This is a genomic window from Bacillus vallismortis (assembly GCF_004116955.1).
Classification (GTDB): domain Bacteria; phylum Bacillota; class Bacilli; order Bacillales; family Bacillaceae; genus Bacillus; species Bacillus vallismortis.
Genome location: NZ_CP026362.1, coordinates 1,171,300 through 1,196,738, shown reverse-complemented (window position 1 = coordinate 1,196,738; position 25,439 = coordinate 1,171,300). Strand labels below are relative to the sequence as shown.

Sequence of the window (25,439 nt, the reverse complement as noted above, 5' to 3'; positions counted from 1 at the left end):
CTCATTTTTATGCTTTCTTATGTCCTGCTACTCACAGAAAATGTGTTTTCCGATTCTTTTAATCTGCGGGCGTCCCCAAATCCATGCGCTGGTCGCTGTATCCGGATTAAAGTAATACAGGGCTTCCTCAGTTGGATCCCAGCCGTTAATGGCATCCAGCACCGCTTCTCTTGCTGTTTCATTCGGCTGCATATAAATCTGTCCGTCTGCCACCGCTGTAAAAGCAAGCGGTTCGAAAATAATGCCAGCTACTGAATTGGGAAATAACGGGCTGTTCAAACGGTTCAAAATAACTGCTGCGACTGCAACCTGACCCTCATACGGTTCTCCTCGTGCTTCCCCGTAAACCGCTTGAGAAAGCAGCCTAATATCATTGTTGGAAAATCCGCCAGGCATGTTAGCTGCGACCGCGTCCTGTTTTCTTGTTTTTGCAGGTGTGTTGTTTTGCTGCTTATTTGCTTGAGGCTGCTGCGTTGTTTTTTCCGCAGGCTGTTTCTGCCGCGCTTCTGCTTGCTGTCTTGCTTTTTGTGTTGCTGCTTTTGACGGTTTCGTCTGATACTTCAGCGCAATTTTTCCGTAATGCGTGAATGTATTCCCTTTGCGAAGCTGTTCCATGACATATTCACGATAGTATTTAGATTTAGATATCAAGGTTTGCTTTGTTTTAGCCCCGACAAGGCCGTCAACCTCGTTTAGCCCGAATTGATCCTGAAAGTTACGTACTGCCCAGTATGTTCCCCATCCATAAACCCCATCAATTTTTCCGTTATAGTACCCGTTATATTGAAGGCGCGCCTGGAGTTCGATCACATCGTCCCCTGTTGCCCCTCTCTGAATAACCTGATTGGAAAAGGCAGAGATGGTTTCAGTATTAATAAACGTCGTTATTGTAAAGGAAAAAAGGATGAGACATGCCATAATCGATCCTTTGGACTTCATCTTTTCAAGCCTCCTACAGCAAATTTTTGAGTGTAATCGTATTTTCTGTAACGAGGTTATTTTTATACACTCTTTCCTTGTTATCCCTCAGAACATAAAATCTCATTTAATAAATCGCACACAAAAAAAGCCGCACAGCTTCTGTGCGGCTCTATACTTGCATCATATTGACGGAACGGGCTTTTTTCGCTTTGCGCAAACCAAACCACCATAAAAATAACATAAATGGAAACATGTAATAAATCCAATTGCTTAGTGCTATTAGAATGAAATCATACGATCCATGTAAAAGTGACGGTAATGCTAAAGAAAGAATAAGCCACTTCACACGCGCTTTATGTGCGGAAAAACGGGCTTTCCCAAGATAAAATCCCATAATAACGCCTATTAAGGCATGGCAAGAAACAGGAAGCAGCGCCCTGACAAACGCATGCTCCACACCGTGGCCGATTAAGTAAAGAATATTTTCCAGAGTCGCAAAACCGAGCGATACACTGGCCCCGTACACAATCCCGTCATAATGCTCATCGAAATGGGCGTGCGGGTATACACTGACCATCAAGATAAACCATTTTAATGATTCCTCCAAAAATCCTGAAGACAAAAAAGATACGAAAAAGCTTCCGCCTCCCACATTCTCTTTTTCAAGCACGTACTGGATAAACATCGTGGGAAATACAAGAACAACTCCTAAAAAAAACGACCGGAGCACCATATGTACAGGTTCATTATCATACTGATCTTTTAAATAAAAATAACTTAACAGCGCGATGCCGGGAGCAATTCCTGCAGAGATGATTGCAAACATCAGGCAACCTCTTTCCTTTATATTCCTAAGTCTATCCTACCATGTTGTTTATGAATTTACATCTGTCTGACCTTAAAAAAACAAAAAGAGCATACGAATTTATCATATGCTCTCCTCTTTACAGATTTTCTCTTTTTGCGATTTCCGCTGCGATATGTCCCCCGTGAAATCTGCCGTTTTCAATAAATATTTCATTTGCATTGTTTCCGGCGGCAATGACCCCGGCAATAAAAATGCCTTCAACGTTTGTTTCCATCGTTTCTTCATTAAAAAATGGACGTCCTGTTTCCTGATCAATTTCAACACCCATTTTTTCAAGAAATTGATGATCGGGATGATAGCCTGTCATGGCAAATACAAAATCATTTTTAATGGTCATGAGTTCCTTCTCACCGGAGCGGAATATCACTTCATCCTCGTTGATTTTTTCGACACAAGCGCCAAATTCCATGCGAATTGTTCCGTTTCTGACGAGCGATTCAAACTCAGGCAGAATCCATGGCTTAATGCTTGACGAATACTCATTGCCCCTGTATAAAACTGTGACACGCGCTCCAGATTTCACAAGTTCAAGCGCAGCGTCTACACTTGAATTTTTTCCGCCGATGACGACCACATCTTTATCAAAGTACGGATGGCCTTCTTTAAAATAATGGAATACTTTTGGCAAATTCTCTCCGGGTACGTTCATATAGTTTGGATGATCATAATAGCCTGTTGCAATAATACAATATGGTGTCGTGTAAGTCCCTTTTGATGTCTCTATAACAAATGAATTGTTTTCCGCTTTCGTGACTTTGTGCACCATTTCAAACGCATTTACACGGATGTTTTTCCGTTTGACGACTTCCCGGTAATACGATAAAGCCTGAATTCTGACAGGCTTTCTGTTTTCCGTAATAAATGCCACGTCTCCAATTTCAAGTTTTTCACTTGAGCTAAAAAAGGTTTGATGCGTCGGATAATTGTAAATGCTGTTAACGACATTGCCTTTTTCGATGACGAGGGCATCAATGCCAATTTGTTTTAGGTGAATGGCGGCAGATAGTCCGCAAGGCCCTCCGCCTATAATTATTGCTTTTTCTTGAATCATTTCCGTCAACTCCTGCGATTGGCATTTCACTTCATATTTTTCTATTTCCGAATAAAAAAAACTCCTATTTTATCATAGGAGATTTTTTATTTTTATGCAAATCATCAACTTATATCCAGCCTCTAAAACGCGAAGCTTCAGCCATTTTGCGAACGCCGACCATGTAAGCAGCGAGCCTCATGTCAATTCTTCGGTTTTTAGCCATTTCGTAAATATTATTAAATGATTTAACCATCATTTTTTCTAATTTTTCTTCTACCTCTTCTTCACTCCAGTAGAAGCCTTGGTTATTCTGAACCCATTCAAAATATGAAACCGTTACGCCGCCGGCACTTGCCAGTACGTCTGGAACAAGCAGAATGTCCCGGTCTGAAAGAATTTTGGTTCCTTCAAGCGTTGTTGGCCCGTTTGCCGCTTCGACGACAATTTTAGCCTGAATATGATGGGCATTTTCTTCTGTAATTTGATTTTCAATCGCAGCAGGAACAAGGATATCACAATCCAGCTCCAGCAGCTCTTGGTTCGTAATGGTATCGTTGAAAAGCTTTGTTACGGTACCGAAGCTGTCCCGGCGGTCGAGTAAGTAATCGATATCGAGGCCTTCCGGATCATAAAGACCACCATACGCATCTGAGATGCCGACAACTTTTGCTCCCGCATCATGCATAAATTTCGCTAAATAGCTTCCGGCGTTACCGAATCCTTGAACAACGACACGCGCACCATGAATATCGATGCCTTTTTTCTTTGCCGCTTCTTTAATACAGATCGTCACACCTTTTGCTGTCGCAGATTCTCTCCCGTGAGATCCTCCAAGCACAAGCGGCTTGCCCGTAATAAATCCAGGCGAATTAAATTCATCAATTCTTGAATACTCATCCATCATCCAAGCCATGATTTGTGAGTTTGTAAATACATCCGGTGCCGGCACGTCTTTCGTCGGGCCGACGATTTGGCTGATAGCTCTGACATACCCTCTGCTCAGACGCTCCAGCTCTCTAAACGACATATCCCTTGGATCACAAACAATCCCGCCTTTACCACCGCCATATGGAAGATCAATTATGCCGCATTTTAAACTCATCCAAATAGAAAGCGCCTTCACCTCTTTTTCTGTTACGTTCGGGTGAAAACGTATCCCGCCTTTTGTCGGACCGACAGAGTCATTGTGCTGCGCACGATAACCTGTAAAAATCTTTACTGATCCGTCGTCCATACGAACAGGTATTTTTACCGTTAATAATCTCATCGGCTCCTTTAACAGTTCGTAGACTTCTTCGGGATATCCCAATTTTTCCAGAGCCTTATGTATAACGGTTTGGGTTGATTTTAATACATCAAGTTTGTCCTCTTCTGTATGACCGGTGTTTCGATCGGCTGCCATTTGAGTTAACCTCCTAGAATCTTCTGTTTCTCACATGCTCCCTTTCAGAGAATAGTATACACCTTCATATGATCTGTGCATAGAATAAACGTTACGTTTTTCCATGTTTTTTAACGAAAAAAAACTGCTGTGAAATCAGCAGTTTTCCGTGGCATTTTTATAAAAAATGAGTCTGTATCGTTTCAACGGCATTGCCGTCCATAATGAGCTTACCATACTCTTGCAAGCGATAAATCGTTAAAGTTGTCGGATTGCCGTATTCAGCCAGGACCGACACAACCCCCTCAGCTGGATGTGACCCCAGGTCTTCAAGGCTTAAAAAGTACTGTCCCTCATAGTGATAGACAGTCCCCCCTATGATACCGATTCGCTGTAAGCTGTCTGAAAGCTGGATGATATCCTCAAAGGAATGGAATTGATAAATGATGTCCGCGCTTTCGTCAAGCTTGACTTGCATTTCGATGTAATCATCATCATACTCATCGTCTTCAGAATCGGCTTCTTGGTTCTTTGTTACGATCACAACCATCCCTTGTGCTTGGAGAGAATACACTTCCACTGCAATCGGTCCATTCGCTTCAAAGCCGAGCTCTGTATTCGCCTCATTCATCATATCTTTAAATAACTGGTGGACTTTAAATGAGTCCTTCCAGAGGTCTTCTTTTGTCAATCCCCGGTCTGTCAAATCATCGAGGGTTAAAAAGATTTTAATCTTATTATAATTCAGACGCTCAAGCCGCATAACGTTCCCTCCTGCCTCTACTTGCACACAAATCATATAACACATTATATGAGATGATGAGTCATAGGTTCTTAATTGTTATCAGTTTACACTGAGTTCACTAGTAAGACAAGCACAATGCAGTTTTTATTGCCTTATGGCGTTTTGCTTCCAATAAGTTATTCCGGCGCACAAAGAGTTACAATATGTGTTTCCGGCTTAGCGCCTAAACGAAAAGGCACTTTTGTGGTGCCATATCCGTTGCTGATCAGATACTTCGATTGTTTAACACAACCTGTTTTTCCAAGTTCATATGGCCCGAATTTCCCAAATCTAATCTGACCGCCATGGGTATGTCCGCTAAATATCGCATCAATACCGTCGGTTTCGTGGATTTGTTCATGGATTTCCGGGTTATGGCAAACGAGAATATTCAGTTGGCTTTTGTCAAGCGCTTTAATGGCTTCCTCATAATGATCCATCTCCATCTTGATATCATCAACTCCGGCAATCCCAATCGTATGTCCACTGTGCGAAAACGAAACTGATTCATTCCTCAAGCTGATGACACCGTGCGCTTTGAATATAGAATACAGCCTATGCTGCCTGATTTCATAATCATTATTTCCCCACACAAACAAGACAGGGACCCCAAAGATCACAAGCCTTTTGATGTTTTCCTCAATTCTTGTACTAGGCACACCACCCTCGGCTAAATCACCGCCGATGATAACCAGGTGCGGGGCATGACTGCGCGCTTTTTGTATAAGATCTTGATCGATGAGACGTTTATGAATGTCCGAAATAAAGAATATTGTGAGAGGCGGCTTACCCTTCATTTTCGATAAAGAAAATGTATGTGTTTTCAAATGGTTTCCTTTAGCTGTTGAATACATTTTTGCCGTCATAGCCGCTGCGGCAACAGTTAGCACACCGGCAATTTTCACTGATAGCTTCATAAAAACTCTCCATTCTTTTTAGAACTTATCAATAAGACGGACAATAAAAAAAGACGTTTCTATCGTTTAAGAAAACGCCCCGATTTATTTACTTTCAAAATATAGATTAATGTCATATTTGTGCTTCATCATTTGAAAAACAGACTCTCTCGCCTTCCATTTATCCGGCTGCGGCCAAAGATCAGTGCTTTTCTGAATAATTTCGCATCTCAGTTTATGGAAATCACCCTCAGCTTTATCTTCCTTTTTCTTAAAATAATATGAAGTGCAGTATGCAAAAGCGGTTGCCATCATCCAAAATAAATAAAAGGTACGGCTGAGCATTTCTTGAAGAACGAGCTGAGGCGCAGGGCTTTTGATCATAATCATAAGACATAATAACCCTAAGCAAATGAGGGACGTCCATCGCCATCTGCGGCATTGCGCTGCATATTGTTCAAATTTTTGTTTTCGTTTCACCAGCGCTTGGAGCATCTGTTTGGTCGGCGCGTCTGTAAACTGGTCAAGCTGATTCCATAAAGATTCCATCCGCTTCACACCTTGTCCTTTTTCATTGCTACATAATATGAGCGGAACATAAAAAAGATGCCTTATTCATCCATCAAGGGGGATGTCCAATACTTGTCCAGTGTAAACATCATTTCCATTAAGATGATTATACACACGGATTTTTTCTTCTCCCGACCGGTTTTTATAATACTTCATGGAAATGCGGTACAGCGTTTCTTTTTTTTGGACGGTGTGCTTGACCACCCGTTTCGCCTCAGTTTGAACTGGTTCAGCCTGCTGCTGTTCTTCTCGTGCTGCTGTTTGTCGGGAAGAGGAAGCAGCCGTTGCTTCCTCTTGATTTACCGAGTCTTTTTTTTCCTCAGCGGCAGGCTGCTTTTTAGCAGTTGCTGTGTTTGCCGGCTCTTTAGCCTTTGCCATCTCAGGCTTTTTTTTGGACGCTTGCTGCAGTGCAGTGTCTTTGGTCTTTTCTTCGTTGTCTTTTTTGCCCTCTGATTTCGGCACAACCTCGTATTTGCTTTGGCTGCTGTCGATAAAAACATCTTCATAATCATCACGATGATCCGGGTGGCTTTTTAGATAAAATAAGCTCACCAAAACAATAACCGGCACAAAAACAAATAATACAGCGAGTACAGTGAATAATGGCGTTTTTGTTTTCCCTTGCTTTTTTTTCTGTTCTCTCTGATTTTTTACAGATTGTCTTGTCGGAAGGCTTTCTTCATCATCATCGAAAAAATCGTCCGCCAATGCGGCGTTTTGATCTTCATAACGATTCTGGGCTTTTCTTCTCTCTACTCTCGACATGTTCGTCATGTTTATCCCTCCTCACATGTTCAAAACGAATCTGGCAGGCAAACACGGCATCAATGATAAAATGCGCCGTCACCGGAACAAATAAGTTACCGGTCCATTCATACATCAGTCCGAGCAAAAAGCTGATTGCTGTCACCATGATAAATAACAGCCATTTTGACAAATACCGAAAATGAAGAACGGCAAATATAAGACTGGCCGCCCATAAACCGATATGAGTCTGCAGCACTCCTCTGAATAACATTTCTTCCGCGAAAGCAATCAGAAGCGTTAAAAATATAATATGAGGGATCGACCTCTTACTGAATATTTTTTTATTGATTCCCCCGTCATCATATAGATGGGCCGGGCACCATTTCATCACCGCCATATCGGCTAAAATCACAATAACAGCAATGGAAACACCATACCATATGATGCGCATGTCGCGAATATCCCAGAGCTTTTGTACGTCTCTGACATCCTCAAAAAAGAACAATCCTGCTGCAGCTGCGGCGATGAGGATCAAAAACTGCGTTACATATAACTGCTTCAGCATATCACGGTCTGACATTTGCTGAATGAGATCCTTTTGCTGTTTCAGTTCCGTTCACCTACAGTCTCCAAGCTGAATATCCGTTGCAATTCCAAACTCCAGCTGTCCAATGGCGCCATTTTATTCCGTTCTCCTTTTTGTTCATACAATGATAGATCAAAACCGCAATGTGAACAGCATTGGAGGTTTCCATCATCAGGCTCATATGATTCATCAAAATAGGTTAACAACGATTGTCTTATACAGCCATCACGTTGAAGCAGAAAAGATACACGGCGCATTTTTTCTAGCTTCAGTTCCATGCGATATGAAATCTCTTGCTTCATCAGTTCAATTGATGTTTTGCCCTGCTTAAAGAGGTGTATCATCATACGGCTTTGGGTCTCTCCGATACCATACTGCATTACTAGATCCCGCAGCCGTCTCTCATCCCGCTCCTCCATCTTTTCAAGCACACGGATCACATTGGCGATTTCTTCAGCTGTGACACTCTCCATTTGGATAATCTGCTCCTGCAATTCAAAATCCCCTGGCGCCCGCAACAAAATGCTGACACTCGGTTTTCCATCACGTCCCGCTCTGCCAATTTCCTGCATGAATGCTTCAGCCGTCTGAGGGAGATGAAAATGAATCACATATCTGATATCAGGTTTATCGACACCCATACCAAACGCATTTGTACAACATATCACATCAAGCTGGTTATGAATAAACTGCTGTTGGATTAAAATTCTGTCGCCAGACTCCATACCGCCATGGTAAAAGTCGGCTCTGCTGCTTGTTTTGCTTTTAATTTCACCCGCTAATTCCTCAGCCCATTTCCTTGTCGGACAATAAACAATTCCCGGACCTTGAAGGTTTTCAACCAGCTGAATGACCCTATCTATTTTTTCGGCAGTATGCGCCGCTTGTTCAACCCTGAGCGAGATGTTTGGCCGATTGACTGAGTTGAGATGTTGTTCAGCATGTTGCAGCTCAAGCAGGTTCATGACATCTTGCAATGTATCCTTTGTAGCTGTAGCAGTCAATGCCAGAACCGGCGGGTGCCCAAGTTGTTTTCTCAGCTGTCCCAGCTTTGAATAATCAGGCCTGAAGTCATGCCCCCATTCAGATATGCAATGCGCCTCATCAATAACGAATAGGCTGATCGGGACGCTTTTTAATTTTTCCAATACATAAGGCGACTGCAAAGCCTCTGGAGATAAGTACAAAAATTTATAGCGGTGAATATGATCTAAAACAAATTGTCTCTCCTGCTTGCTAAGCATGCTGTTCAAAGCCGCCGCACGCTTTTCGCCCCGCGCCTTCAGCTGCTGCACCTGATCCTCCATCAAAGAAAGCAGTGGAGAAACGATTAACACCATGCCGTTAAGCATATAGCCAGGCAGCTGGTAGCAAAGCGATTTTCCACCCCCAGTCGGCAGCATCGCAATGGTATCCCTCCCGCTAAGTATGCTTCTAATAATGTCCTCCTGCCCTTTTTTAAAGGAAGTAAAACCAAAAAACTGATGTAACGTTTGCTGTAAATTAGTCATATTGCTGCACCTGCTTTGTCAATGCCAGTCTGATTTGAAAATAGCTGAACCGCTGCTGTAGGCCGTCGCGAATTTGTTTGATTTTATTTGTCCGTATCCGCTTTGAAAACTCTGCAATTTCAAGCTGGTCTTCCGCTGATACATAGTCATCTATGTGAAACGCAGGCTCGTGGAGAGAAATTTCAACAATATGGTCTTCGATCGTCGCTGTTTTCAGCTTTCTGATGTCGGCGATTCGCTGTATCGGGATCCCTTGTTTGACCATCTGCCATGTTTTCCTTGTGGACTCTGTCAGAGCATTCTCCACATGCACATCAGAGAGGATATCCTTTAACAGAGAATGTTCACACTCCGGTAGTAAATGAATAAAATAATGTACCGAAGCCCAAAACAAGATATAAACATACCATTCATCTTCATTCAGCGTGTCAGCAAGCTGTCTGCTCGTCAAGCCAATCCTATCGTGCGAGGTTAAAGAGTAGACAAAAATTTGCGCCGCTTTGTCATCAATCTGACGCAAATGCGCCTCCAGCATGGCAAAAAGGCTGCTTGCCATCTCTATATGATCCGTATGCCTGGAGAAGTATTTCTTTACCCATTGAAGTGTCTTATAATCCTTTGTGACAGGGATATACTGCCTGCTCCCCTGTTGTTTATTTGATAAGACCTGCACCAGCAGAGAAAGCCTTTTCCAAAGTACGCCGGCAGCCTGCTGGTAATAAGCGCCGTGACAATGAACGGGCCAAGGCCGTTCACTGAATGCGTGCCTCAATGAAGCTGCGCCGCTGGCTGTCACTTTATATGTATCTGTTTCAGCCAATGGTTCGAGATATGAATGCTGTTCAAGCTTGGTGAGCGACGCTGAAATATCGCTTCTCGAACATTTCGGTGCCATTCCAAAATATTTTGCTGTCTGAAATAAGCCGGCATCTTGTATGGTTTGTGACGATCTTTTGCCTTTAAATAAGTGAAAAACAGCGCTTCCTGACCGTTCTCCGTTTATTTTGCAAAGGCAATCGAGAACCATAATATCGAAATAATTTAATGACAACCTATCCACCCACATTCTTCCTGACAAAAATCGATGATTTGCTCTCTTTATTTTAACAGATTTTAAACAGAAATCGACGTTTAAAGTCATCATCAAGGGGGATGTTATGTAGATAACCCCTTATGTGATAAGCATTCTCAATCATTTTTCTGTTGAAATGTGGCAGCAACATCATTACAATAAGTAAGAGGAATAGGTGTTAAATTGATTATATATAAAGATTGATCCATTTGTTCCACCAAGAACAATCTGGGAGGTTTTATTCATGGCAAAGTACACAATCGTAGACAAAGATACATGTATTGCATGCGGCGCTTGCGGAGCTGCTGCACCGGACATTTACGATTACGATGATGAAGGCATCGCGTTCGTAACGCTTGATGAAAACAAAGGCGTTGTCGAAGTTCCTGAGGTACTGGAAGAAGATATGATTGATGCATTTGAAGGATGCCCTACTGATTCCATCAAAGTGGCGGATGAGCCATTTGAAGGCGACCCGCTTAAATTTGAATAGAAGTATGGAAAAAGCTCCCCTGCGGGAGCTTTTTTACTTTTTAATGGATATGCACGCTTCGCTGCTGTTCAATCCATGGCTTCAGCTTGATGAAAATAAGTGAGAATACAATCGTAATCACAATGCCTTTTATGATGTTAAACGGCAGGATACCAGCGACGACCGCCGTTTTCAGCGCGCTGTCGGATAATGCCGGTGAATGTAAAAACCACGTGTACGCAGGAAGAATCAGTACATAATTTAAAATACTCATCAAAATGGTCATCGCTGCAGTTCCCAGAAGCAGACTGACAGCCAGCCCCTTTGCTGAGTTCAGCTTTTTAAATAAGAAAGCAGTCGGCAAGATAAAAAGTGTTCCTGCGATAAAATTCGCAATTTGCCCGACAGGAACCCCGGCCATGCTTCCCTGAATAATATATTGGAGAACGTTTTTTATCGCCTCTACTGTAATTCCTGCCAAAGGTCCATAAATCAAAATGGCAATAATAGCGGGCACATCGCTAAAATCAATTTTTAAATAATCCGGAAGCCCCGGAAACGGGAAATTTAACAGCATCAAAACAAATGCAATACTGCTCAGCATACTGACCACTACTAATTTTTTTACTTTCACTTCACTCTCTCCTTTTCGATCACATCTTACTCGAAAACGGAAAGGTTCTTTTTCCAGCCAATAAAAAAACCGCTTCATCAAAAAAAGCGGGGTTTTCGAAAATTAGGCTAGGCAAAGAAACGTTTGAAAACAAATTCAAAACGCTTATGAACCTCCATCTTCTCCCATCCAGACTGTACTGTCGGCTCCGGAATTTCACCGAATCCTGCTGTAAAACAGCTCGCGGGCTTAGAGCCATGGGCTCATCACCGCCGGTAGGGAATTTCACCCTGCCCCGAAGATTGATCATATGAATTTAGTTCCATTATAAACGATAACTGGTTGGCTGTATAGAGAATTGCTTCAAATTATATATAATTCTCGAAAGCTCTGAAAACATTGATTTTCAGGCTTTCCTTTTATCCTTTACTGCGTCAATACACGTTGACACTCTATTGAGAATATGTTAAATTATCAGATATTTAGTTTGTCAATTTAGGAGGAAATCTAACGATGTTTCGAGTATTGGTCTCAGACAAAATGAGCAACGACGGCTTACAGCCGCTTATTGAATCAGATTTTATTGAAATCGTTCAAAAAAACGCAGCAGATGCAGAGGATGAATTACATACTTTTGATGCTCTTTTGGTGCGAAGCGCGACAAAAGTAACAGAAGACCTTTTCAACAAAATGACTTCTTTAAAAATTGTCGGAAGAGCCGGTGTCGGTGTAGATAATATCGATATTGATGAAGCGACTAAACATGGGGTAATCGTGATTAACGCTCCAAACGGCAACACCATTTCGACAGCTGAGCATACATTTGCGATGATCTCTTCTTTAATGAGGCACATTCCTCAGGCTAATATCTCTGTGAAATCAAGAGAGTGGAACCGCACGGCTTATGTCGGTGCCGAGCTTTATGGGAAAACGCTTGGAATTGTAGGATTAGGCCGAATCGGAAGCGAAATCGCACAGCGTGCGAGAGCGTTCGGAATGACCGTTCATGTTTTTGACCCTTTCTTAACTGAAGAGAGAGCGAAAAAAATTGGCGTAAACAGCCGTACATTTGAAGAAGTGCTTGAAAGTGCGGATATTATTACTGTTCACACGCCTTTAACAAAAGAAACAAAAGGCTTATTGAATAAAGAAACCATTGCAAAAACGAAAAAAGGTGTCCGCTTAATTAACTGTGCACGAGGCGGTATTATTGATGAAGCTGCACTTCTTGAGGCTTTGGAAAGCGGGCACGTTGCCGGAGCGGCGCTTGACGTCTTTGAAGTTGAACCGCCTGTTGACAATAAACTTGTTGATCATCCATTAGTCATTGCCACTCCTCACTTAGGGGCATCGACGAAAGAAGCGCAGCTGAATGTCGCGGCTCAAGTGTCAGAAGAAGTTCTCCAGTTCGCAAAAGGTCTTCCTGTCATGTCTGCTATCAACCTGCCAGCCATGACAAAAGATGAATTCACTAAGATTAAGCCTTACCATCAAATCGCTGGAAAAATAGGCAGCCTAGTATCCCAATGCATGAGAGAGCCGGTTAAGGATGTTGCCATTCAATATGAAGGCACAATTGCTAAACTTGAAACATCGTTCATTACAAAAAGCCTTCTGTCAGGCTTTTTGAAACCGCGCGTTGACTCAACTGTTAACGAAGTCAATGCCGGCGGTGTCGCAAAAGAACGCGGCATCAGCTTCAGTGAAAAAATTTCCTCTTCTGAATCTGGATACGATAACTGCATCAGCGTAAAAGTAACAGGAGACCGCAACACCTTTACTGTGACGGCTACGTATATCCCTCATTTTGGAGAGCGTATTGTCGAGATCAACGGCTTTAATATCGATTTTTATCCAACAGGTCACTTGGTATATATCCAGCATCAGGATACAACAGGTGTCATCGGCCGAGTAGGACGAATTCTCGGAGATAACGATATTAACATTGCAACCATGCAGGTTGGCCGTAAAGAAAAAGGCGGAGAAGCCATCATGATGCTTTCCTTTGACAGACATTTGGAAGATAAGATCGTGAAAGAACTAACAGAAGTTCCTGATATTGTGTCTGTTAAGCTCATTGATCTTCCATAATCAAAAAAACTCAAGCTGTAATGGGCTTGAGTTTTTTATTTTTTATTCTCGTATGCGTTTGTGCAAAATGCCTAAGACACTCCTCAGCTCAGAAACAGGTATTTGACCAGGTGCCGACGCTTCTTCTCCGGCGCCAAAAGTACAGGCTGATCCAAAAACCTCGCCGCTCAGTCTGCTGATCAGTCCTGTTGCAGCCATAGACATTGTAATGAATGGACGGTTTGCATATTTTGTTTTCATCGTATACGTCGCATCAAGCAACGTTAAGAGATCTCCTGTACCATTCGGCATGACAGCCATTTTTGGAATATGCGCCCCTAGATCCTGCATTTTTCGAAGTCTCGATAGAATCTCATCTTTCGCAGGCGTTTTCTCAAAATCATGATTTGACATCACCACATAGACATTATGTTCTTCTGCCAGCGTTACTAACGCTTTCACATTTGTATCTCCCGAATATAATTCAATGTCAATAAGGTCAATGCCTTTTGTCCGGACTGCTGCTTCTAGCAAGGCAATATAGGAGCTTTCATCCATCTCCATGCTCCCGCCTTCTTTATGGGTTCTGAATGTAAATAAAAACAGCTTGTCCGCTAAAGACTCCCGAAGCTTAGAAATCATCTTTGTGACGGCTTCTCTGTCATTTGCTTTTTCAAATACGTCGACTCTCCACTCCACAATGTCCGGCTCCAGTAATTTTACAGCTTCTGCTTCGTTCAAAATTTGTTTCTCCGTTTTTCCCATCAGCGGAACGATGATTTTCGGCAATCCTTCTCCAATGGAAACTCCTTTGATTGTTAACACGTTCACTCGGCTCAAATCCTTTCAATCTTTACCTTGTTTTATTATACACGGACAACTATTTTTTGAACATTTCTATTACATGCAAGGCAACCAAAAGAAGAGCCTGAAAAGGCCCTAATTAGTCTAAGGAAATCGGATTTGGAGCAGCAGGTACCGGAATGGCATCTGATACGTCATATTTGCCGATTTTTTTTGTTCTGGTTTCCGTAAAGGTCACATCTGTAAAACCAAACTCCTTTGCTGTTAAAAGAAGTCCCTCAAGCATTAAAATACCGGCAATAGAATTGTCAACTGCTGAGTCTTTTGAGAAGTGGATATATAAGTGCTTCTGTTTCTTCGTTACAGATTTGACAGTTCCCGCTTGAAAAAGAGGTGTTGCCTCTTGTTGGATGTCCGATTCCATTTCCTTTATCGCTTCTTTTACGGTATCAAATGTTTTTTCCGATGGAACGAGAAAGTCTTGTCCTTGTTTATTTTGATACAAGTAGTAAGCTCTTTTTGACTGTTTTGTAATTGCAATTTCAGTAAAAGTGCCATATGAGCCAATACGGATGCCACTCTTGTTTTGCTCCGATAAAAATTTGATATTTTCATAAGGGCTCCATTTTAAGGATTCTTTCAGCAGTTTTTTTAACAGTGTATCGTCTTTTACAGCAAAATCTCCGATAGGCTGATGGACTCGTATACTTAATTCCTTCTTGTTTGGGTTTTCTTTTACCTCCACTTCATCTATGAAGGATGGGATCGTAATGGCATGGTCAAGGATACCCAGCTCACTGCTTTCAAACAACATATCCTGTATCGTTTGGTCTGCGTTTGTTTTTTTGATGCTGAGAGGTATGATTGCGGATGTATCGGCATCGGCAATCGCAACAGTGATGTAATTTTTCTGTTCCTTTTCAGAAACAACACACGATGTCTGATCCAGGGATGATGCAGCCTTTGGGCTGTCTGCTGTCTCAGTTTTCGTCACAGCGTTCTCTTGGGACGCTTCTTTTTGTTGAGGTTGTGCCTGATCAAAGAATTGAGGAGAAATAATGAAGGCGATATAAACCGCAATTGCAGTGGCGCACGCGGGGCCAATCCACCTAACAGCGGGCTTTTTTTTGGTTTTTGCCATCGTCAGCCGCTTATAAATATCTTGAGGCGAACGATGGTCTTTAACTGCCGGAAGTTGACTTAACAACTCCTTTATCTGTTCTTCGTTCCAATCTGACTTCATCATCCATTAGCTCCTCCCTCAAAAGCTCCATATGTTTCCGAAGTACTTTGAGCCCTCTGTGTTGGGTCGTTTTGACTTTGCTTTCCGAGAAGCGCAGAGCGTTGGCTGTTTCCTGAATTGAATACCCCTGAATAAACCGCAAGATAATCACAGCTCTTTGGTCGATCGTGCATTGATCAAGCGCAGTATAAATTTCCCGGACATTTTCGTGTTGAACCGCAAGCTCGTCCGGAAGCAACTGCTGATCTCTGACATCCTGTGTATCCCAATCAAACGTGCCGAGTATACGCTGTCTGATCGTCTGCTGTTTACGGAACCAGTCGATCGCAACATGGCGTGCGATCGACAAAAGCCATGTTTTTTCACTGCTTCTTCCTTCAAACGTATGATAAGAATGTAAGACCCGGATATAAACCTCCTGCAGAAGATCTTCTGCCTGGTTTTTATCCTTTACAATATAAAATAAAAATTGGTACAAATCTTGATGATATGTATCATATAACAATTGAAAGGTTTCTTCCATTTGAAACCCCTCCGTTCACTTTTTTGTCGTATTAATAGCTTGAAAAGTTACATTACAACTATATTACGAGAAACTGGAATTTGGAAGGGAATTTATATTAACATATCCTTAAAATTTTGTTCATATTGGCTTTAAAAAAACACCCGCTAAGGTCAGCGGGTGTTTCTTATGGAACAAGATTCTTCGGCAAATTCAGACTCTATTTTATGCTTTTGTCGGAATATAAAATGTAAATGTCGTTCCTTTATCTATTCTGCTGTGCACTGTTATTGATCCGTTGTGGGCTTCCACGATATTTTTCACAATAGCCAGCCCAAGCCCGGTTCCTGCTCTGCCTCTTGTCCGCGCTTTATCTGCCTTATAGAACCGCTCAAAGATAAATGGCAGATCTTCTTCCGGTATACCGGATCCAGAGTCTTTGATATCAATTTTCAATCCATCCTTTACAGAATGGACCTCAATAGAAACACTGCCGCCGGATGAGGTATGCCGCAGCGCGTTATCTATCAAATTGGTAAATACCTGCTCCATCTTGTCTTCGTCAAACATCATTTCCTCTTCTGTGAGAGAAACGTCTTGATGTAAAGCAATATTTTTTTCTTTCGCAACGCCGGAAAATTTCCTTATGATCTTCTCTAAAAATTCATTCACATTGATATGTTCATAATGCAAGCCTGTATGGCCTGACTCCATTCGGGCTAAATCAAGCAGATCATTGACTAAGCGACCCATTCGCAGCGATTCGTCATATATGATTTGAGCAATTTCTTTTCGGTCTTCTTCAGAGCTTGCAATGTCATCGACAATCGCTTCACTGTATCCCTGAAGCATAGAAATCGGTGTTCTCAACTCATGACTGACATTTGCGATAAAATCCTCACGCAGCTTATCAAGGCGGCGTTCTTCCGTCATATCGCGCAGCACGGCAACCGCTCCTCTGACATGCGACTCCGCGTAAAGCGGCGACATCAAAAGCACCCATGACCTGCCTTGCAGCGTCATTTCTATCATTTGCTCTTTTTCAGTGCTGACAGCGTTTTGGAACAGTTCTTTTGCTTCAGGCGGAAGATTATCCCCTTCTTTGATATTCATGTTTTGCTCATAATACCAAGCCTGAAGAAAACGTTCAGCAGGCGGATTTGTCACAAGAATCGCACCGTCAATATTAATGGTAATCACTCCGTCAGCCATACTGCTCAAAATGTTAGAAAGCTGCTCTTTTTCTTGATTAAGCGCATTAATATGAAAGTTAAGCTGCCGCCCCATTTGATTAAAAGCAGTTGCCAGTTCACCGATTTCATCCTGGGTTAAAATCGGTATTTTGGTATCGAACTTGCCCTTCGCCAAGTCCTGTGCGCCCTCTCTCATTTTTCGAAGCGGATATGTGACCCTGCTTGATAAGAAGAAAGCGAAAAACGTGGTGAGTACAATCGCAATCCCTGCGGCCAGAAAAATATAGCGGGTCGTGTGTTTTGTTGTATCTTTCACCGCAAGCAAAGACTGTGATAAAAAGACCATGCCTTTCTTTCCGTCTTTTTCATATGGGACACCTACAATCAGACGTTCATTATCCGTGTCTGTATCGCTCAGCCCCGTTCGTTTGCTTACTTTTTTGTTATCTTGGAGAGCTTTATTTAAGGCTTTGTCATGTTGTATTTGCTCAACCGTTATGGATGATAGGCGGTTTTTATCATTCGGGGAATACCAGTACTTTTTCTCATCCTGAATGATAGCAATGCTTGTTAAGTTATCAGCGAGCTCCCAAGTGATTGATCTTGCCAGTGCCTGGTCCTCGTGATTTTCTATGATGACAGCAACTTTATTCGCAAGCTGTGTTAAATCATTCTCGGCTTCTTCCACATGGTAATTTTCAATAAATTCAAGCAAGAGAACCGTCAAAATGAATAATACGATCAAGACGAGTGAAAGGATCGTAAACCACAGCTTGCCTACTACGCTTTTCCAAAATTTCATTCAGCGCCAACCTCAAATTTATAGCCTACACCCCATACGGTGACAATTTTTTTCGCGGCTTCCGGAGAAACCTTATTCAGCTTCTCTCTCAGGCGTTTGACATGGGTGTCTACTGTCCGCAGATCACCAAAAAACTCATATTGCCACACTTCTTTCAGAAGCTTTTCCCGATCATACACTTTGTCAGGCGTTTTCGCTAAGAAGTATAGAAGCTCATACTCTTTCGGCGTCAGGCTTACTTCTGTTCCATCAGCCGTTACGCGGTGAGCATCATGGTCAATGGACAGATGTGAAAACACGATCACATTTTTCGTCGGTGTATTGGCATTGAGATAAGAGGTTTGGGATGCTCTTCTCAAAAGGGCTTTTACCCGCAGCACGACTTCTCTCGGACTGAACGGCTTGACAATATAATCATCTGTTCCCGCTTCAAATCCCTGCACCCTGTTTGCTTCTTCTCCTTTTGCAGTCAGCATGATAATTGGTGTCGCTTTTTTTTCACGAACTTGCCGGCACACTTCAATTCCGTCAGTACCCGGCATCATTAGATCAAGCAAAATTAAGTCATAATTGGCTTCAAGCCCTTTGGCAATGGCTTCATCACCATTTTCCGCTTCGTCTATGACATAATTTTCACGTTCAAGATACATTCTTAAAAGGCGGCGAATTCTGGCTTCGTCATCAACTACTAGTATTTTGGTTTCGTTCGTTTGGTTCATCGTTTTCCCCCTGCTTTCCTTCTGTTACTTTCATTTTATCAAATCGTGAGAAAGTTTGAGAACTGTGTCGCTTTCTAAGGACTATGCATAAGAATGAAGTCCGGCAAGCACAAGATTTACGAATATTAAATTAAACATAATAATAGCAAAACCGATTACGGCCAGCCATGCTGACTTCTCACCGTGCCAGCCTCTTGACAGTCTTACATGCAAATACGCGGCGTAGAACAAAAACGTGATCAGCGCCCATACTTCCTTAGGGTCCCAGCCCCAAAATCTGGTCCAAGCGAGCTGAGCCCAAATCATCGCAAAGATCAGCGCGCCGAGCGTAAAGATCGGAAACCCGATTGAAACGGCCCTGTAGCCAATTTCATCCACCAGGTCAAGATTGACGTTTTTCACCAGCGGATGTAATAGGGCGCTGATTCTTTTTCTAAAGATCAGACGAAGAGCGCCGTACAAAATGAACCCTGCTCCAAATGACCAAATGACAGTGTTCACCTTTCTGCCTGAGAAAAGAGCAGGAAGCTCCACAAGCGGATCCATTTTCCCCTCGGTCAAGAGCTCTCCTTGATGCGGGCCGACAAGCGCAGGCATTTCGTACACCATCACGCTTTTTTCTTTATTTTTATCCACCCAGTTGAACTCCGCCTCATAGCCTGCAAAACGAAATGCTGATGTGACCACAATAAACGCGAGGGTTGTGACCAATATAAACATAATCGTCTCGAGCCAGAAGGTTTTTTTGCTTCGTTTTGTCTGATCTACGTGCTTCAAAAGAAAGATGACCCCTGCGACAAAGCTGATCGCAAGTATAGCTTGCCCAAGCGCGGCTGTTGTTACGTGAATATACAGCCAATTGCTCTGCAGTGACGGAATTAAGGGCGAGATATCCGTCGGAAACATGCTGGCGTATGCAATCAGCAATAAAGCGATGGACAGCGTAAACAAGCCTAGTGAAGGCAATCTATAGATAAAATAAAGAATAACAAACGCTAAAACGAGCATCATGCCAAAGGCGGTGGTGAATTCAAACATATTGCTGACAGGCGCATGGCCGCTCGCAGCCCACCTCGTGATGAAATATCCCAGATGGCAGAGAAAACCGATGATAGAAAGAGTGATTCCAATGTTGGCCCATCGGTTCGGCTTGCCCTTTTTATCTTTATTCCCGCGTATGGCCCCGCCGAAAATCGGGACAGCGATTAAATACACAAGAAAGGCCGCATAAAGAAAATTTCCGCTCAGCTCCGCCATGACATCACTCCCTTTTCGCCTATTTCTGTGTTTTGATTCATTCTTTTTGGTCCGCCGGTTCAGTCAGTCCGGAATCGGCCAATACAAATGCTAAGTCCTTCTTTAAGCCATACCAGTTTTTATTCGTATGCCCTGCCACCATGACTGCGCCGTCCTGTGAGTGCAGCCAGATTCTTCGGTGCTGCCAGTACATCCCTTGAATGACACCGATCATAAAAATGGCTCCGCCGACCGCAAGCACCCAGAGCGTCAAATCCTTTCTGACTGTGAGTCCGGTAATGTTTTTCGTTTCGACATGGTCAAATTTCAGCTTGTATTTATTGCTGCCAGAGCCTTCGATTGTTTCTTGGATGGCGACAAAGCTTTTTTCACCCTTCGGTTTGTCCGGCGTTATGATATTAAAGACAAAAGCCGGGTTGTTAGGGATTTTTGTTTTTGTGCTCGGCTCTCCATCCTGATTAAAATAGAAGTCTGGCAGGTAGCTGGCAATTTCAACTTTGTAACCGTTGCCAAGATCATAAACCGAATCTGGATCCAGAAGGTTGATCTTCAAGCTTCCAAAGGATTTTTTTGTTTTTTTGTCTATCAGCTGGAATACCATTTGATCAAGCTGATTCTCTTTATAATCCACCTGGTAAACGGAAAAAGAATCAAAACGCAGCGGCTCATTGACGCGGATGTCCTCTTCTGTTACTTTTTTCAGCTTCGGTTTCTCGCCATAAACAATTTTTCCTTCTCTCTTGTAAAGTACGGCATCTGTTTGAAAGTTCTTTGCCACTTTCCCGTCCCCGACTCTGTCAATGGCATCTGCGAATACTTTTTTTTCTGTTTTGCTGTTATAGGTCTCTACACTGAATTGATTGTTTTTCAAATAATATTTTCCGTCTGTCCCCGGAATTGCTGCTGTTTCGCCTTCTCTGATCCAAAGCGTCTCGTCAACGTACATGCCGGGCACAAATCTCAGCATCGCACCAATCAGAAAGATAATTAATCCAATGTGGTTGACATACGGACCCCAGCGGGAAAAACGTCCTTTTTCGGCAAGAATGCTGCTCTCTTGTTCTCTGATTCTATAATGCTTCTTCTTTAAGAGCGCTACAATCTTTTCTTTTGCTTTCCCATCCAATACAGTGTCTGTTTCACTGAATAGGCGCTGCCTTCTCAAAAAAGCAGGACTCCTTCTGACACCCTGTTTTTTTAATGCCCTGTACAACGGAATGACCCGGTCAAGGCTGCAAATCACGAGTGAAATGCCGATCGAGGCAATGAGCAGCAAATACCACCAAGAGCCATATAAATGATGAAACCCGAGCAAATAATAAAGCTGGCCGAACGTGCCATACTGCTCTTTGTAATAAGTATCAGCCTGTGCGCCCGGAGGCAAATAGGCTTCTTGGGGAAAAATGGTGCCGAACGCTGATGCGGCAAGGGTGATGACGATAAGCCATATTCCAACCTTAACCGAAGAAAAGAAATTCCAAATTTTATCGATGATCGTTTTATTATAGGTTTGTGAACGCCTTGCGCTTCCGTCATATCTCATATCAGCAAGCGGAGGCTGCGTGTTCTGAAGAGCTCTTCCGCAAGATTCACATAGAACGGTTCCGACCGGGTTTACATGTCCGCATTCACATTTGACTCGCTTCATCCCGAAGTCTCTCCGGGTTTTATCAGATTCATATAATCATGGATCATGCTTTCTGTCATAGTGCCGGTCACCACCTTGACAACTTTTCCTTCCGGATTGATTAAAAAGGTTGTCGGAAGCGGAGATACGTCATAGGCATCAAGCACTTGGCGATCTGTATCCAGAACAACCGGGAAATTGACTCCGTAGGATTTTATAAAATTATGTACTGCTATCTTTGACTCCCCAACATTTACCGCGACAACTTCGATGCCTTTGTCTTTAAAATGCTTATACTGGTTCGCCATATAAGGAAATTCTTTTTTGCACGGTTCACACCATGTACCCCAGAAATTTAAAAAAACACCTTTCCCTTTTAAATCACTGAGCTCTATACGCTTCCCATTCGTATCTTCAAGGACAAAATTAGGTGCGTCGGACCCTTCGGATATGCTCTCTTTGCCGGCAAATACGGCATTGTAAATCGTATAGCCAAGCGCGCAGATTAAAATGAGAAGGATGCCGGTCCGAATGAATAAACGCCTATTTCTCTTCATTGTCCACTGCCCCCTTCCCCTATTGCAGGTCCATTCAATTATATCATTGCACATTCATTTCACATTTCTCACTTTTTGAAGGTTATGTGAAATTTAGAAAGCGTTTTTACCGTGCTCCGCCAGCGCTCTGAGTCTTTTGACTTCATGCGGCGTAAGCTCTCTGGCATCTCCCGTGTGCAGGCCTCGCAGGTTTAAAAACGCGTATTCTTCACGCTTCAGCTTGATTACCTCATGCCCGATCGCTTCAAACATGCGCCGCACTTGTCTGTTGCGTCCTTCATGAATCGTCAGCTGAATAATGCTTGTCTGCTTTCTCTTATCCAAAGACAGAAGCTTCGCTTTAGCAGGCGCCGTTTTGCCTTCCTCCAGCATAATTCCGCGCTCCAGCTTTCTGAGCAGCTCTTTAGGGGGAATGCCTTTCACCTTCGCCACGTATGTTTTGTCTATTTCATACTTAGGGTGCATCAGCTTATTGGCAAATTCGCCGTCATTGGTTAAAAGCAAAAGACCGCTCGTATCATAATCCAGACGTCCGATCGGATAAATGCGCTGCGGGACTTCTTTAAAAAAGTCCGTCACGACTTTGCGCCCTTTGTCATCCTGGGCTGCGGAAATAACGCCTCTTGGTTTATATAAGAGAAAGTAAACCGGCTCTTCGCGTTCAACCTTTAACCCGTTTACCTCAATCTGATCAGAACCGGTGACCTTAACACCCAGCTCTGTTACTACTTTGCCGTTCACCTTTACTTTTCCTTCTTTAATCAGCTCTTCTGCCTTTCTGCGCGATGCAAATCCGGCATGAGCAATCACTTTTTGCAGTCTTTCCATGTCTTTCACCTCAAGTATTATCTTACTTTTTTCAACCTGAACAAACAAGCTTTTTCAGACTGTAAGCGCCCAATCTAAAAAAACGCCGTTTTCAGGCGCTCCCAAATAATAACGTAACGATGATGATAGATGCAACTACGCCGATCAAATCAGCAAGAAGTCCCACCTTTAATGCATCACCCATTTTTTTAATGCCAACGGCTCCAAAATACACTGTCAGGACGTAAAGCGTTGTATCCGTTGACCCCTGCATAACGGATGCCAGTCTGCCGATGAAGGAGTCGGGCCCGTATACTGCAATTAAATCGGTTGTCATACCGAGTGCAGCCGTACCGGAGATGGGGCGAATCAAGGCAAGCGGAACCACTTCAGCAGGGATGCCGATAGCGGAGAATAACGGTTTTAAAAGGTCCATGATAAAATCAAGCGCGCCAGATGACCTGAAAACAGTAATGGCGACAAGCATTCCTACTAAATATGGGATAATGGAAAAGGCGATCTCTATCCCTTCTTTTCCGCCTTCGACAAACGATTCATAGGTGGGAACCTTTTTCATTGTTCCATAAAGAAGAACGCCGGCAATAATGATCGGAATCATTGCTAATGACAGCCAATTAATGATTTCCATCCGCTCACCTTCCCTTCTTTTTGCGGCGGTAATAAAAATACCGGTCAATCATAATGGCACCGATTCCAGAGATGAGTGTCGCCAAAATACTTGGCCCGACAATATCTGTCGGCGTTTTGGAGGAATAGGCCATTCGGACAGCGATTACGGTTGTCGGAATGAGGGTGATGCAGGACGTATTGACAGCTAAAAAAGTAATCATCGACCGGCTTGCTTCCGTTCGGTTTCCATTCAGCTTTTTCATTTGCTCCATTGCTTTAATGCCAAGAGGGGTTGCCGCATTCCCGAGGCCGAAGAAGTTCGCCATGAGATTAGATAAAATGTAGCCCATCGCCGGGTGATCCGGAGGTATATCCGGGAACAGCTTAGATATAAATGGCCTGCACATTCGGCTGAAAATATCCAAAAGCCCTGACTGCTCGGCTATTTTCATTAAGCCCAGCCAGAAAACAAGCACGCTCATCAGCCCGAATGAGATCGTCACGGCTTCTTTTGCCCCCTTAAACACAGCTTCATTTACATCTTGCAAGGTTCCGTTGCACATCGCAAAAACAAGTCCGATCACAGTTAAGCTGACCCATATTATATTGACCATTTTGCCCCGCCAGCCGCATTCAGAAAGATTGATTTGAACGTTTCAAAAAATTGTTTCTTTGGTTTTTGATGTCGTTCATTTTCATAATAGATCGGCACTTTTGCAATGGTTTCATCGTTAAACATGATTTTCATGTGCCCTACGATGTCTGGAATCTTTGAGGCGTCTTTTTCCCAGGCTTTTTTCGGTTTAAGCAGCGTGGTTTGAATGTTGACATCTTCTTTCTCCTCTTCGGTTAGCAAATAGGTGATGTCCCGCTTGATAAAAGCCTTAGACTCATAAAATGTGCCATTCAGCTTTGGAATGTCCCCTTTTTTCGCGATTAAATAGGTTTGAAAATGATCAAACACATAGTTAAACATTTTCATATGATCATCCCAATCATCAGGATCATTGATGGTAACGGCTATCAGGTCAATGCCGTCCTTTGAAGCTGTCGAGACCAGTGTCCGTTTTGCGAGTTTTGTATAGCCTGTTTTTCCTCCTGTGCTGTACCGGTAAAGCATCGTAAGCAGTTTGTTTTTGTTTTTCCAAACGCTTTCCATTGTTTCTGCTTTGTATATTTTTGTGCCTGAAATTTTTTGATAGTCTTTCAGTTTCATAGCGTATTTGGTTAAAATGGCCATATCATAGGCTGATGAATAATGGTTTTTGTGGTCGTCCAATCCATGCGGGTTTTGGAAACGGGTATTCTCCATACCAAGCTGCTCAGCTTTTTGATTCATCATATAAACAAATCCATCGAGGCTCCCCCCACATGCTCAGCAATCGCAACAGCGGCGTCGTTTCCTGATCTCAGCATTAAGCCGTACACAAGATCTTTTAATTTCACTTTTTGCCCTTCTCTTAAATAAATAGCAGAGCCTTCCGTTCTGACAGCATTTGCCGAAACCGTCACCGTTTCATCCATTTTGCCTGATTCGATAGCGAGCACAGCCGTCATGATTTTTGTAATGCTCGCAATCCGCCTTCTTTCATGCTCGCCCTTGGCAAACAACACTCTGCCTGACGCTCCATCAATCACTATCGCGCTTTTTGCACTGACATCTATAGCAGCATGTGCTGGGTTCACATTTACATTTACAAGAAGAAAAGAAATCATGACCATGAATACTGCTTTTTTGAAAATGCGCATGTTTGCTCACGTCCTTGTGGTGGTT

General features: G+C 42.9%; 25 protein-coding genes, 1 pseudogene and 1 riboswitch. Of the genes and pseudogenes, 2 read left to right on the top strand and 24 right to left on the bottom strand.

The window, feature by feature from the left end; translation table 11 throughout:
* Positions 1 to 27: 27 nt before the first annotated feature.
* The 11 genes from sleB to BV11031_RS06475 form a co-directional block, all read right to left on the bottom strand.
* Positions 28 to 939: a spore cortex-lytic enzyme gene (gene sleB / locus BV11031_RS06525; RefSeq protein ID WP_010330489.1), complete on the bottom strand. Its 912-nt coding sequence runs from the start codon at positions 937 to 939 to the stop codon at positions 28 to 30.
* A 151-nt stretch (positions 940 to 1,090) separates the two neighbouring features.
* Positions 1,091 to 1,747 (bottom strand): glutamic-type intramembrane protease PrsW, encoded by a 657-nt coding sequence (prsW, locus tag BV11031_RS06520; protein ID WP_010330488.1) that lies wholly within the window; start codon positions 1,745 to 1,747, stop codon positions 1,091 to 1,093.
* Positions 1,748 to 1,865: 118 nt separating this feature from the next.
* Positions 1,866 to 2,840, bottom strand: a complete 975-nt coding sequence (locus tag BV11031_RS06515; RefSeq protein ID WP_010330487.1) for a YpdA family putative bacillithiol disulfide reductase — start codon at positions 2,838 to 2,840, stop codon at positions 1,866 to 1,868.
* Positions 2,841 to 2,949: 109 nt separating this feature from the next.
* Positions 2,950 to 4,224, bottom strand: a complete 1,275-nt coding sequence (gudB, locus tag BV11031_RS06510; RefSeq protein ID WP_010330486.1) for an NAD-specific glutamate dehydrogenase — start codon at positions 4,222 to 4,224, stop codon at positions 2,950 to 2,952.
* 157 nt (positions 4,225 to 4,381) lie between these two features.
* Complete coding sequence (locus tag BV11031_RS06505; protein ID WP_010330485.1) at positions 4,382 to 4,966, bottom strand: genetic competence negative regulator; 585 nt, start codon at positions 4,964 to 4,966, stop codon at positions 4,382 to 4,384.
* Between the two features lie 158 nt (positions 4,967 to 5,124).
* Positions 5,125 to 5,904: a metallophosphoesterase gene (locus BV11031_RS06500; protein ID WP_010330484.1), complete on the bottom strand. Its 780-nt coding sequence runs from the start codon at positions 5,902 to 5,904 to the stop codon at positions 5,125 to 5,127.
* 84 nt (positions 5,905 to 5,988) lie between these two features.
* Positions 5,989 to 6,432, bottom strand: coding sequence for a YpbF family protein (locus tag BV11031_RS06495; protein WP_010330483.1), 444 nt, complete (start codon positions 6,430 to 6,432; stop codon positions 5,989 to 5,991).
* Positions 6,433 to 6,498: 66 nt separating this feature from the next.
* Positions 6,499 to 7,227 (bottom strand): LysM peptidoglycan-binding domain-containing protein, encoded by a 729-nt coding sequence (locus BV11031_RS06490; protein WP_129550707.1) that lies wholly within the window; start codon positions 7,225 to 7,227, stop codon positions 6,499 to 6,501.
* On the bottom strand, positions 7,178 to 7,780 hold the full coding sequence (locus tag BV11031_RS06485; RefSeq protein ID WP_129550706.1) for a CPBP family intramembrane glutamic endopeptidase: 603 nt from the start codon (positions 7,778 to 7,780) through the stop codon (positions 7,178 to 7,180). The genes BV11031_RS06490 and BV11031_RS06485 overlap by 50 nt, the downstream gene beginning before the upstream one ends.
* Positions 7,781 to 7,806: 26 nt before the next feature.
* Positions 7,807 to 9,297, bottom strand: a complete 1,491-nt coding sequence (locus BV11031_RS06480; protein WP_129550705.1) for a RecQ family ATP-dependent DNA helicase — start codon at positions 9,295 to 9,297, stop codon at positions 7,807 to 7,809.
* Positions 9,290 to 10,348 carry a YpbB family protein gene (locus BV11031_RS06475; RefSeq protein ID WP_010328398.1) on the bottom strand — a complete coding sequence of 353 codons (1,059 nt, stop codon included), beginning with the start codon at positions 10,346 to 10,348 and terminating at the stop codon, positions 9,290 to 9,292. The genes BV11031_RS06480 and BV11031_RS06475 overlap by 8 nt, the downstream gene beginning before the upstream one ends.
* A gap of 265 nt (positions 10,349 to 10,613) precedes the next feature.
* Here BV11031_RS06475 and BV11031_RS06470 point away from each other — a divergent pair, with 265 nt between their 5' ends.
* Positions 10,614 to 10,862, top strand: a complete 249-nt coding sequence (locus BV11031_RS06470; RefSeq protein WP_003225461.1) for a ferredoxin — start codon at positions 10,614 to 10,616, stop codon at positions 10,860 to 10,862.
* 40 nt (positions 10,863 to 10,902) lie between these two features.
* On the opposite strand, the gene fmnP is transcribed toward BV11031_RS06470, so the two are convergent.
* Positions 10,903 to 11,475 (bottom strand): riboflavin transporter FmnP, encoded by a 573-nt coding sequence (fmnP, locus tag BV11031_RS06465; protein WP_010328399.1) that lies wholly within the window; start codon positions 11,473 to 11,475, stop codon positions 10,903 to 10,905.
* A gap of 152 nt (positions 11,476 to 11,627) precedes the next feature.
* A riboswitch (FMN riboswitch) is annotated at positions 11,628 to 11,761 on the bottom strand.
* 206 nt (positions 11,762 to 11,967) lie between these two features.
* On the opposite strand from fmnP, the gene serA reads away from it, so the two are divergent.
* Positions 11,968 to 13,545, top strand: a complete 1,578-nt coding sequence (gene serA, locus BV11031_RS06460) for a phosphoglycerate dehydrogenase (protein ID WP_010328401.1) — start codon at positions 11,968 to 11,970, stop codon at positions 13,543 to 13,545.
* A 42-nt stretch (positions 13,546 to 13,587) separates the two neighbouring features.
* Here serA and aroD read toward each other — a convergent pair whose 3' ends face one another.
* The 12 genes and pseudogenes from aroD to BV11031_RS06400 form a co-directional block, all read right to left on the bottom strand.
* Positions 13,588 to 14,355 (bottom strand): type I 3-dehydroquinate dehydratase, encoded by a 768-nt coding sequence (gene aroD / locus BV11031_RS06455; protein ID WP_010328402.1) that lies wholly within the window; start codon positions 14,353 to 14,355, stop codon positions 13,588 to 13,590.
* Positions 14,356 to 14,467: 112 nt separating this feature from the next.
* Entirely contained in the window at positions 14,468 to 15,574 is a 1,107-nt protein-coding gene (locus BV11031_RS06450; RefSeq protein WP_010328403.1) for a GerMN domain-containing protein, read from the bottom strand.
* Positions 15,510 to 16,094, bottom strand: a complete 585-nt coding sequence (gene sigX, locus BV11031_RS06445) for an RNA polymerase sigma factor SigX (protein WP_010328404.1) — start codon at positions 16,092 to 16,094, stop codon at positions 15,510 to 15,512. The genes BV11031_RS06450 and sigX overlap by 65 nt, the downstream gene beginning before the upstream one ends.
* Positions 16,095 to 16,298: 204 nt before the next feature.
* Positions 16,299 to 18,068 (bottom strand): sensor histidine kinase ResE, encoded by a 1,770-nt coding sequence (gene resE, locus BV11031_RS06440; protein ID WP_010328405.1) that lies wholly within the window; start codon positions 18,066 to 18,068, stop codon positions 16,299 to 16,301.
* The gene (resD, locus tag BV11031_RS06435) at positions 18,065 to 18,787 is read right to left on the bottom strand and encodes a DNA-binding response regulator ResD (RefSeq protein WP_010328406.1); all 723 of its coding nucleotides are present in this window, start codon (positions 18,785 to 18,787) and stop codon (positions 18,065 to 18,067) included. Before resD ends, resE begins: the two co-directional genes overlap by 4 nt.
* A gap of 81 nt (positions 18,788 to 18,868) precedes the next feature.
* Positions 18,869 to 20,044, bottom strand: a complete 1,176-nt coding sequence (gene resC / locus BV11031_RS06430) for a cytochrome c biogenesis protein ResC (protein WP_010328407.1) — start codon at positions 20,042 to 20,044, stop codon at positions 18,869 to 18,871.
* A gap of 37 nt (positions 20,045 to 20,081) precedes the next feature.
* Positions 20,082 to 21,692: a cytochrome c biogenesis protein ResB gene (resB, locus tag BV11031_RS06425; protein ID WP_129550704.1), complete on the bottom strand. Its 1,611-nt coding sequence runs from the start codon at positions 21,690 to 21,692 to the stop codon at positions 20,082 to 20,084.
* A complete protein-coding gene (gene resA, locus BV11031_RS06420) occupies positions 21,689 to 22,228 on the bottom strand; it encodes a thiol-disulfide oxidoreductase ResA (RefSeq protein ID WP_010328151.1) in 540 nt (179 codons plus the stop codon). The genes resB and resA overlap by 4 nt, the downstream gene beginning before the upstream one ends.
* Before the next feature lie 93 nt (positions 22,229 to 22,321).
* Positions 22,322 to 23,056 carry a 23S rRNA pseudouridine(2605) synthase RluB gene (gene rluB, locus BV11031_RS06415; RefSeq protein WP_010328152.1) on the bottom strand — a complete coding sequence of 245 codons (735 nt, stop codon included), beginning with the start codon at positions 23,054 to 23,056 and terminating at the stop codon, positions 22,322 to 22,324.
* A gap of 91 nt (positions 23,057 to 23,147) precedes the next feature.
* Positions 23,148 to 23,684: a spore maturation protein SpmB gene (spmB, locus tag BV11031_RS06410; RefSeq protein ID WP_010328153.1), complete on the bottom strand. Its 537-nt coding sequence runs from the start codon at positions 23,682 to 23,684 to the stop codon at positions 23,148 to 23,150.
* A 4-nt stretch (positions 23,685 to 23,688) separates the two neighbouring features.
* A complete protein-coding gene (gene spmA / locus BV11031_RS06405; RefSeq protein ID WP_010328154.1) occupies positions 23,689 to 24,279 on the bottom strand; it encodes a spore maturation protein SpmA in 591 nt (196 codons plus the stop codon).
* A pseudogene (locus BV11031_RS06400) lies at positions 24,267 to 25,414 on the bottom strand (D-alanyl-D-alanine carboxypeptidase family protein). Before BV11031_RS06400 ends, spmA begins: the two are co-directional and overlap by 13 nt.
* Positions 25,415 to 25,439: the final 25 nt, after the last annotated feature.

Coding starts and splice junctions, on each gene's coding strand:
- resB (WP_129550704.1), bottom strand. CDS start 21,692: ATGAAGCGAGTCAAATGTGAATGCGGACATGTAAACCCGGTCGGAACC.
- BV11031_RS06515 (WP_010330487.1), bottom strand. CDS start 2,840: ATGATTCAAGAAAAAGCAATAATTATAGGCGGAGGGCCTTGCGGACTA.
- sigX (WP_010328404.1), bottom strand. CDS start 16,094: ATGGAAGAAACCTTTCAATTGTTATATGATACATATCATCAAGATTTG.
- prsW (WP_010330488.1), bottom strand. CDS start 1,747: ATGTTTGCAATCATCTCTGCAGGAATTGCTCCCGGCATCGCGCTGTTA.
- resD (WP_010328406.1), bottom strand. CDS start 18,787: ATGAACCAAACGAACGAAACCAAAATACTAGTAGTTGATGACGAAGCC.
- resC (WP_010328407.1), bottom strand. CDS start 20,044: ATGGCGGAGCTGAGCGGAAATTTTCTTTATGCGGCCTTTCTTGTGTAT.
- BV11031_RS06490 (WP_129550707.1), bottom strand. CDS start 7,227: ATGACGAACATGTCGAGAGTAGAGAGAAGAAAAGCCCAGAATCGTTAT.
- spmB (WP_010328153.1), bottom strand. CDS start 23,684: ATGGAAATCATTAATTGGCTGTCATTAGCAATGATTCCGATCATTATT.
- resA (WP_010328151.1), bottom strand. CDS start 22,228: ATGAAGAGAAATAGGCGTTTATTCATTCGGACCGGCATCCTTCTCATT.
- sleB (WP_010330489.1), bottom strand. CDS start 939: ATGAAGTCCAAAGGATCGATTATGGCATGTCTCATCCTTTTTTCCTTT.
- serA (WP_010328401.1), top strand. CDS start 11,968: ATGTTTCGAGTATTGGTCTCAGACAAAATGAGCAACGACGGCTTACAG.
- BV11031_RS06470 (WP_003225461.1), top strand. CDS start 10,614: ATGGCAAAGTACACAATCGTAGACAAAGATACATGTATTGCATGCGGC.
- BV11031_RS06505 (WP_010330485.1), bottom strand. CDS start 4,966: ATGCGGCTTGAGCGTCTGAATTATAATAAGATTAAAATCTTTTTAACC.
- BV11031_RS06495 (WP_010330483.1), bottom strand. CDS start 6,432: ATGGAATCTTTATGGAATCAGCTTGACCAGTTTACAGACGCGCCGACC.
- BV11031_RS06500 (WP_010330484.1), bottom strand. CDS start 5,904: ATGAAGCTATCAGTGAAAATTGCCGGTGTGCTAACTGTTGCCGCAGCG.
- gudB (WP_010330486.1), bottom strand. CDS start 4,224: ATGGCAGCCGATCGAAACACCGGTCATACAGAAGAGGACAAACTTGAT.
- BV11031_RS06450 (WP_010328403.1), bottom strand. CDS start 15,574: ATGATGAAGTCAGATTGGAACGAAGAACAGATAAAGGAGTTGTTAAGT.
- BV11031_RS06480 (WP_129550705.1), bottom strand. CDS start 9,297: ATGACTAATTTACAGCAAACGTTACATCAGTTTTTTGGTTTTACTTCC.
- resE (WP_010328405.1), bottom strand. CDS start 18,068: ATGAAATTTTGGAAAAGCGTAGTAGGCAAGCTGTGGTTTACGATCCTT.
- BV11031_RS06485 (WP_129550706.1), bottom strand. CDS start 7,780: ATGTCAGACCGTGATATGCTGAAGCAGTTATATGTAACGCAGTTTTTG.
- spmA (WP_010328154.1), bottom strand. CDS start 24,279: ATGGTCAATATAATATGGGTCAGCTTAACTGTGATCGGACTTGTTTTT.
- rluB (WP_010328152.1), bottom strand. CDS start 23,056: ATGGAAAGACTGCAAAAAGTGATTGCTCATGCCGGATTTGCATCGCGC.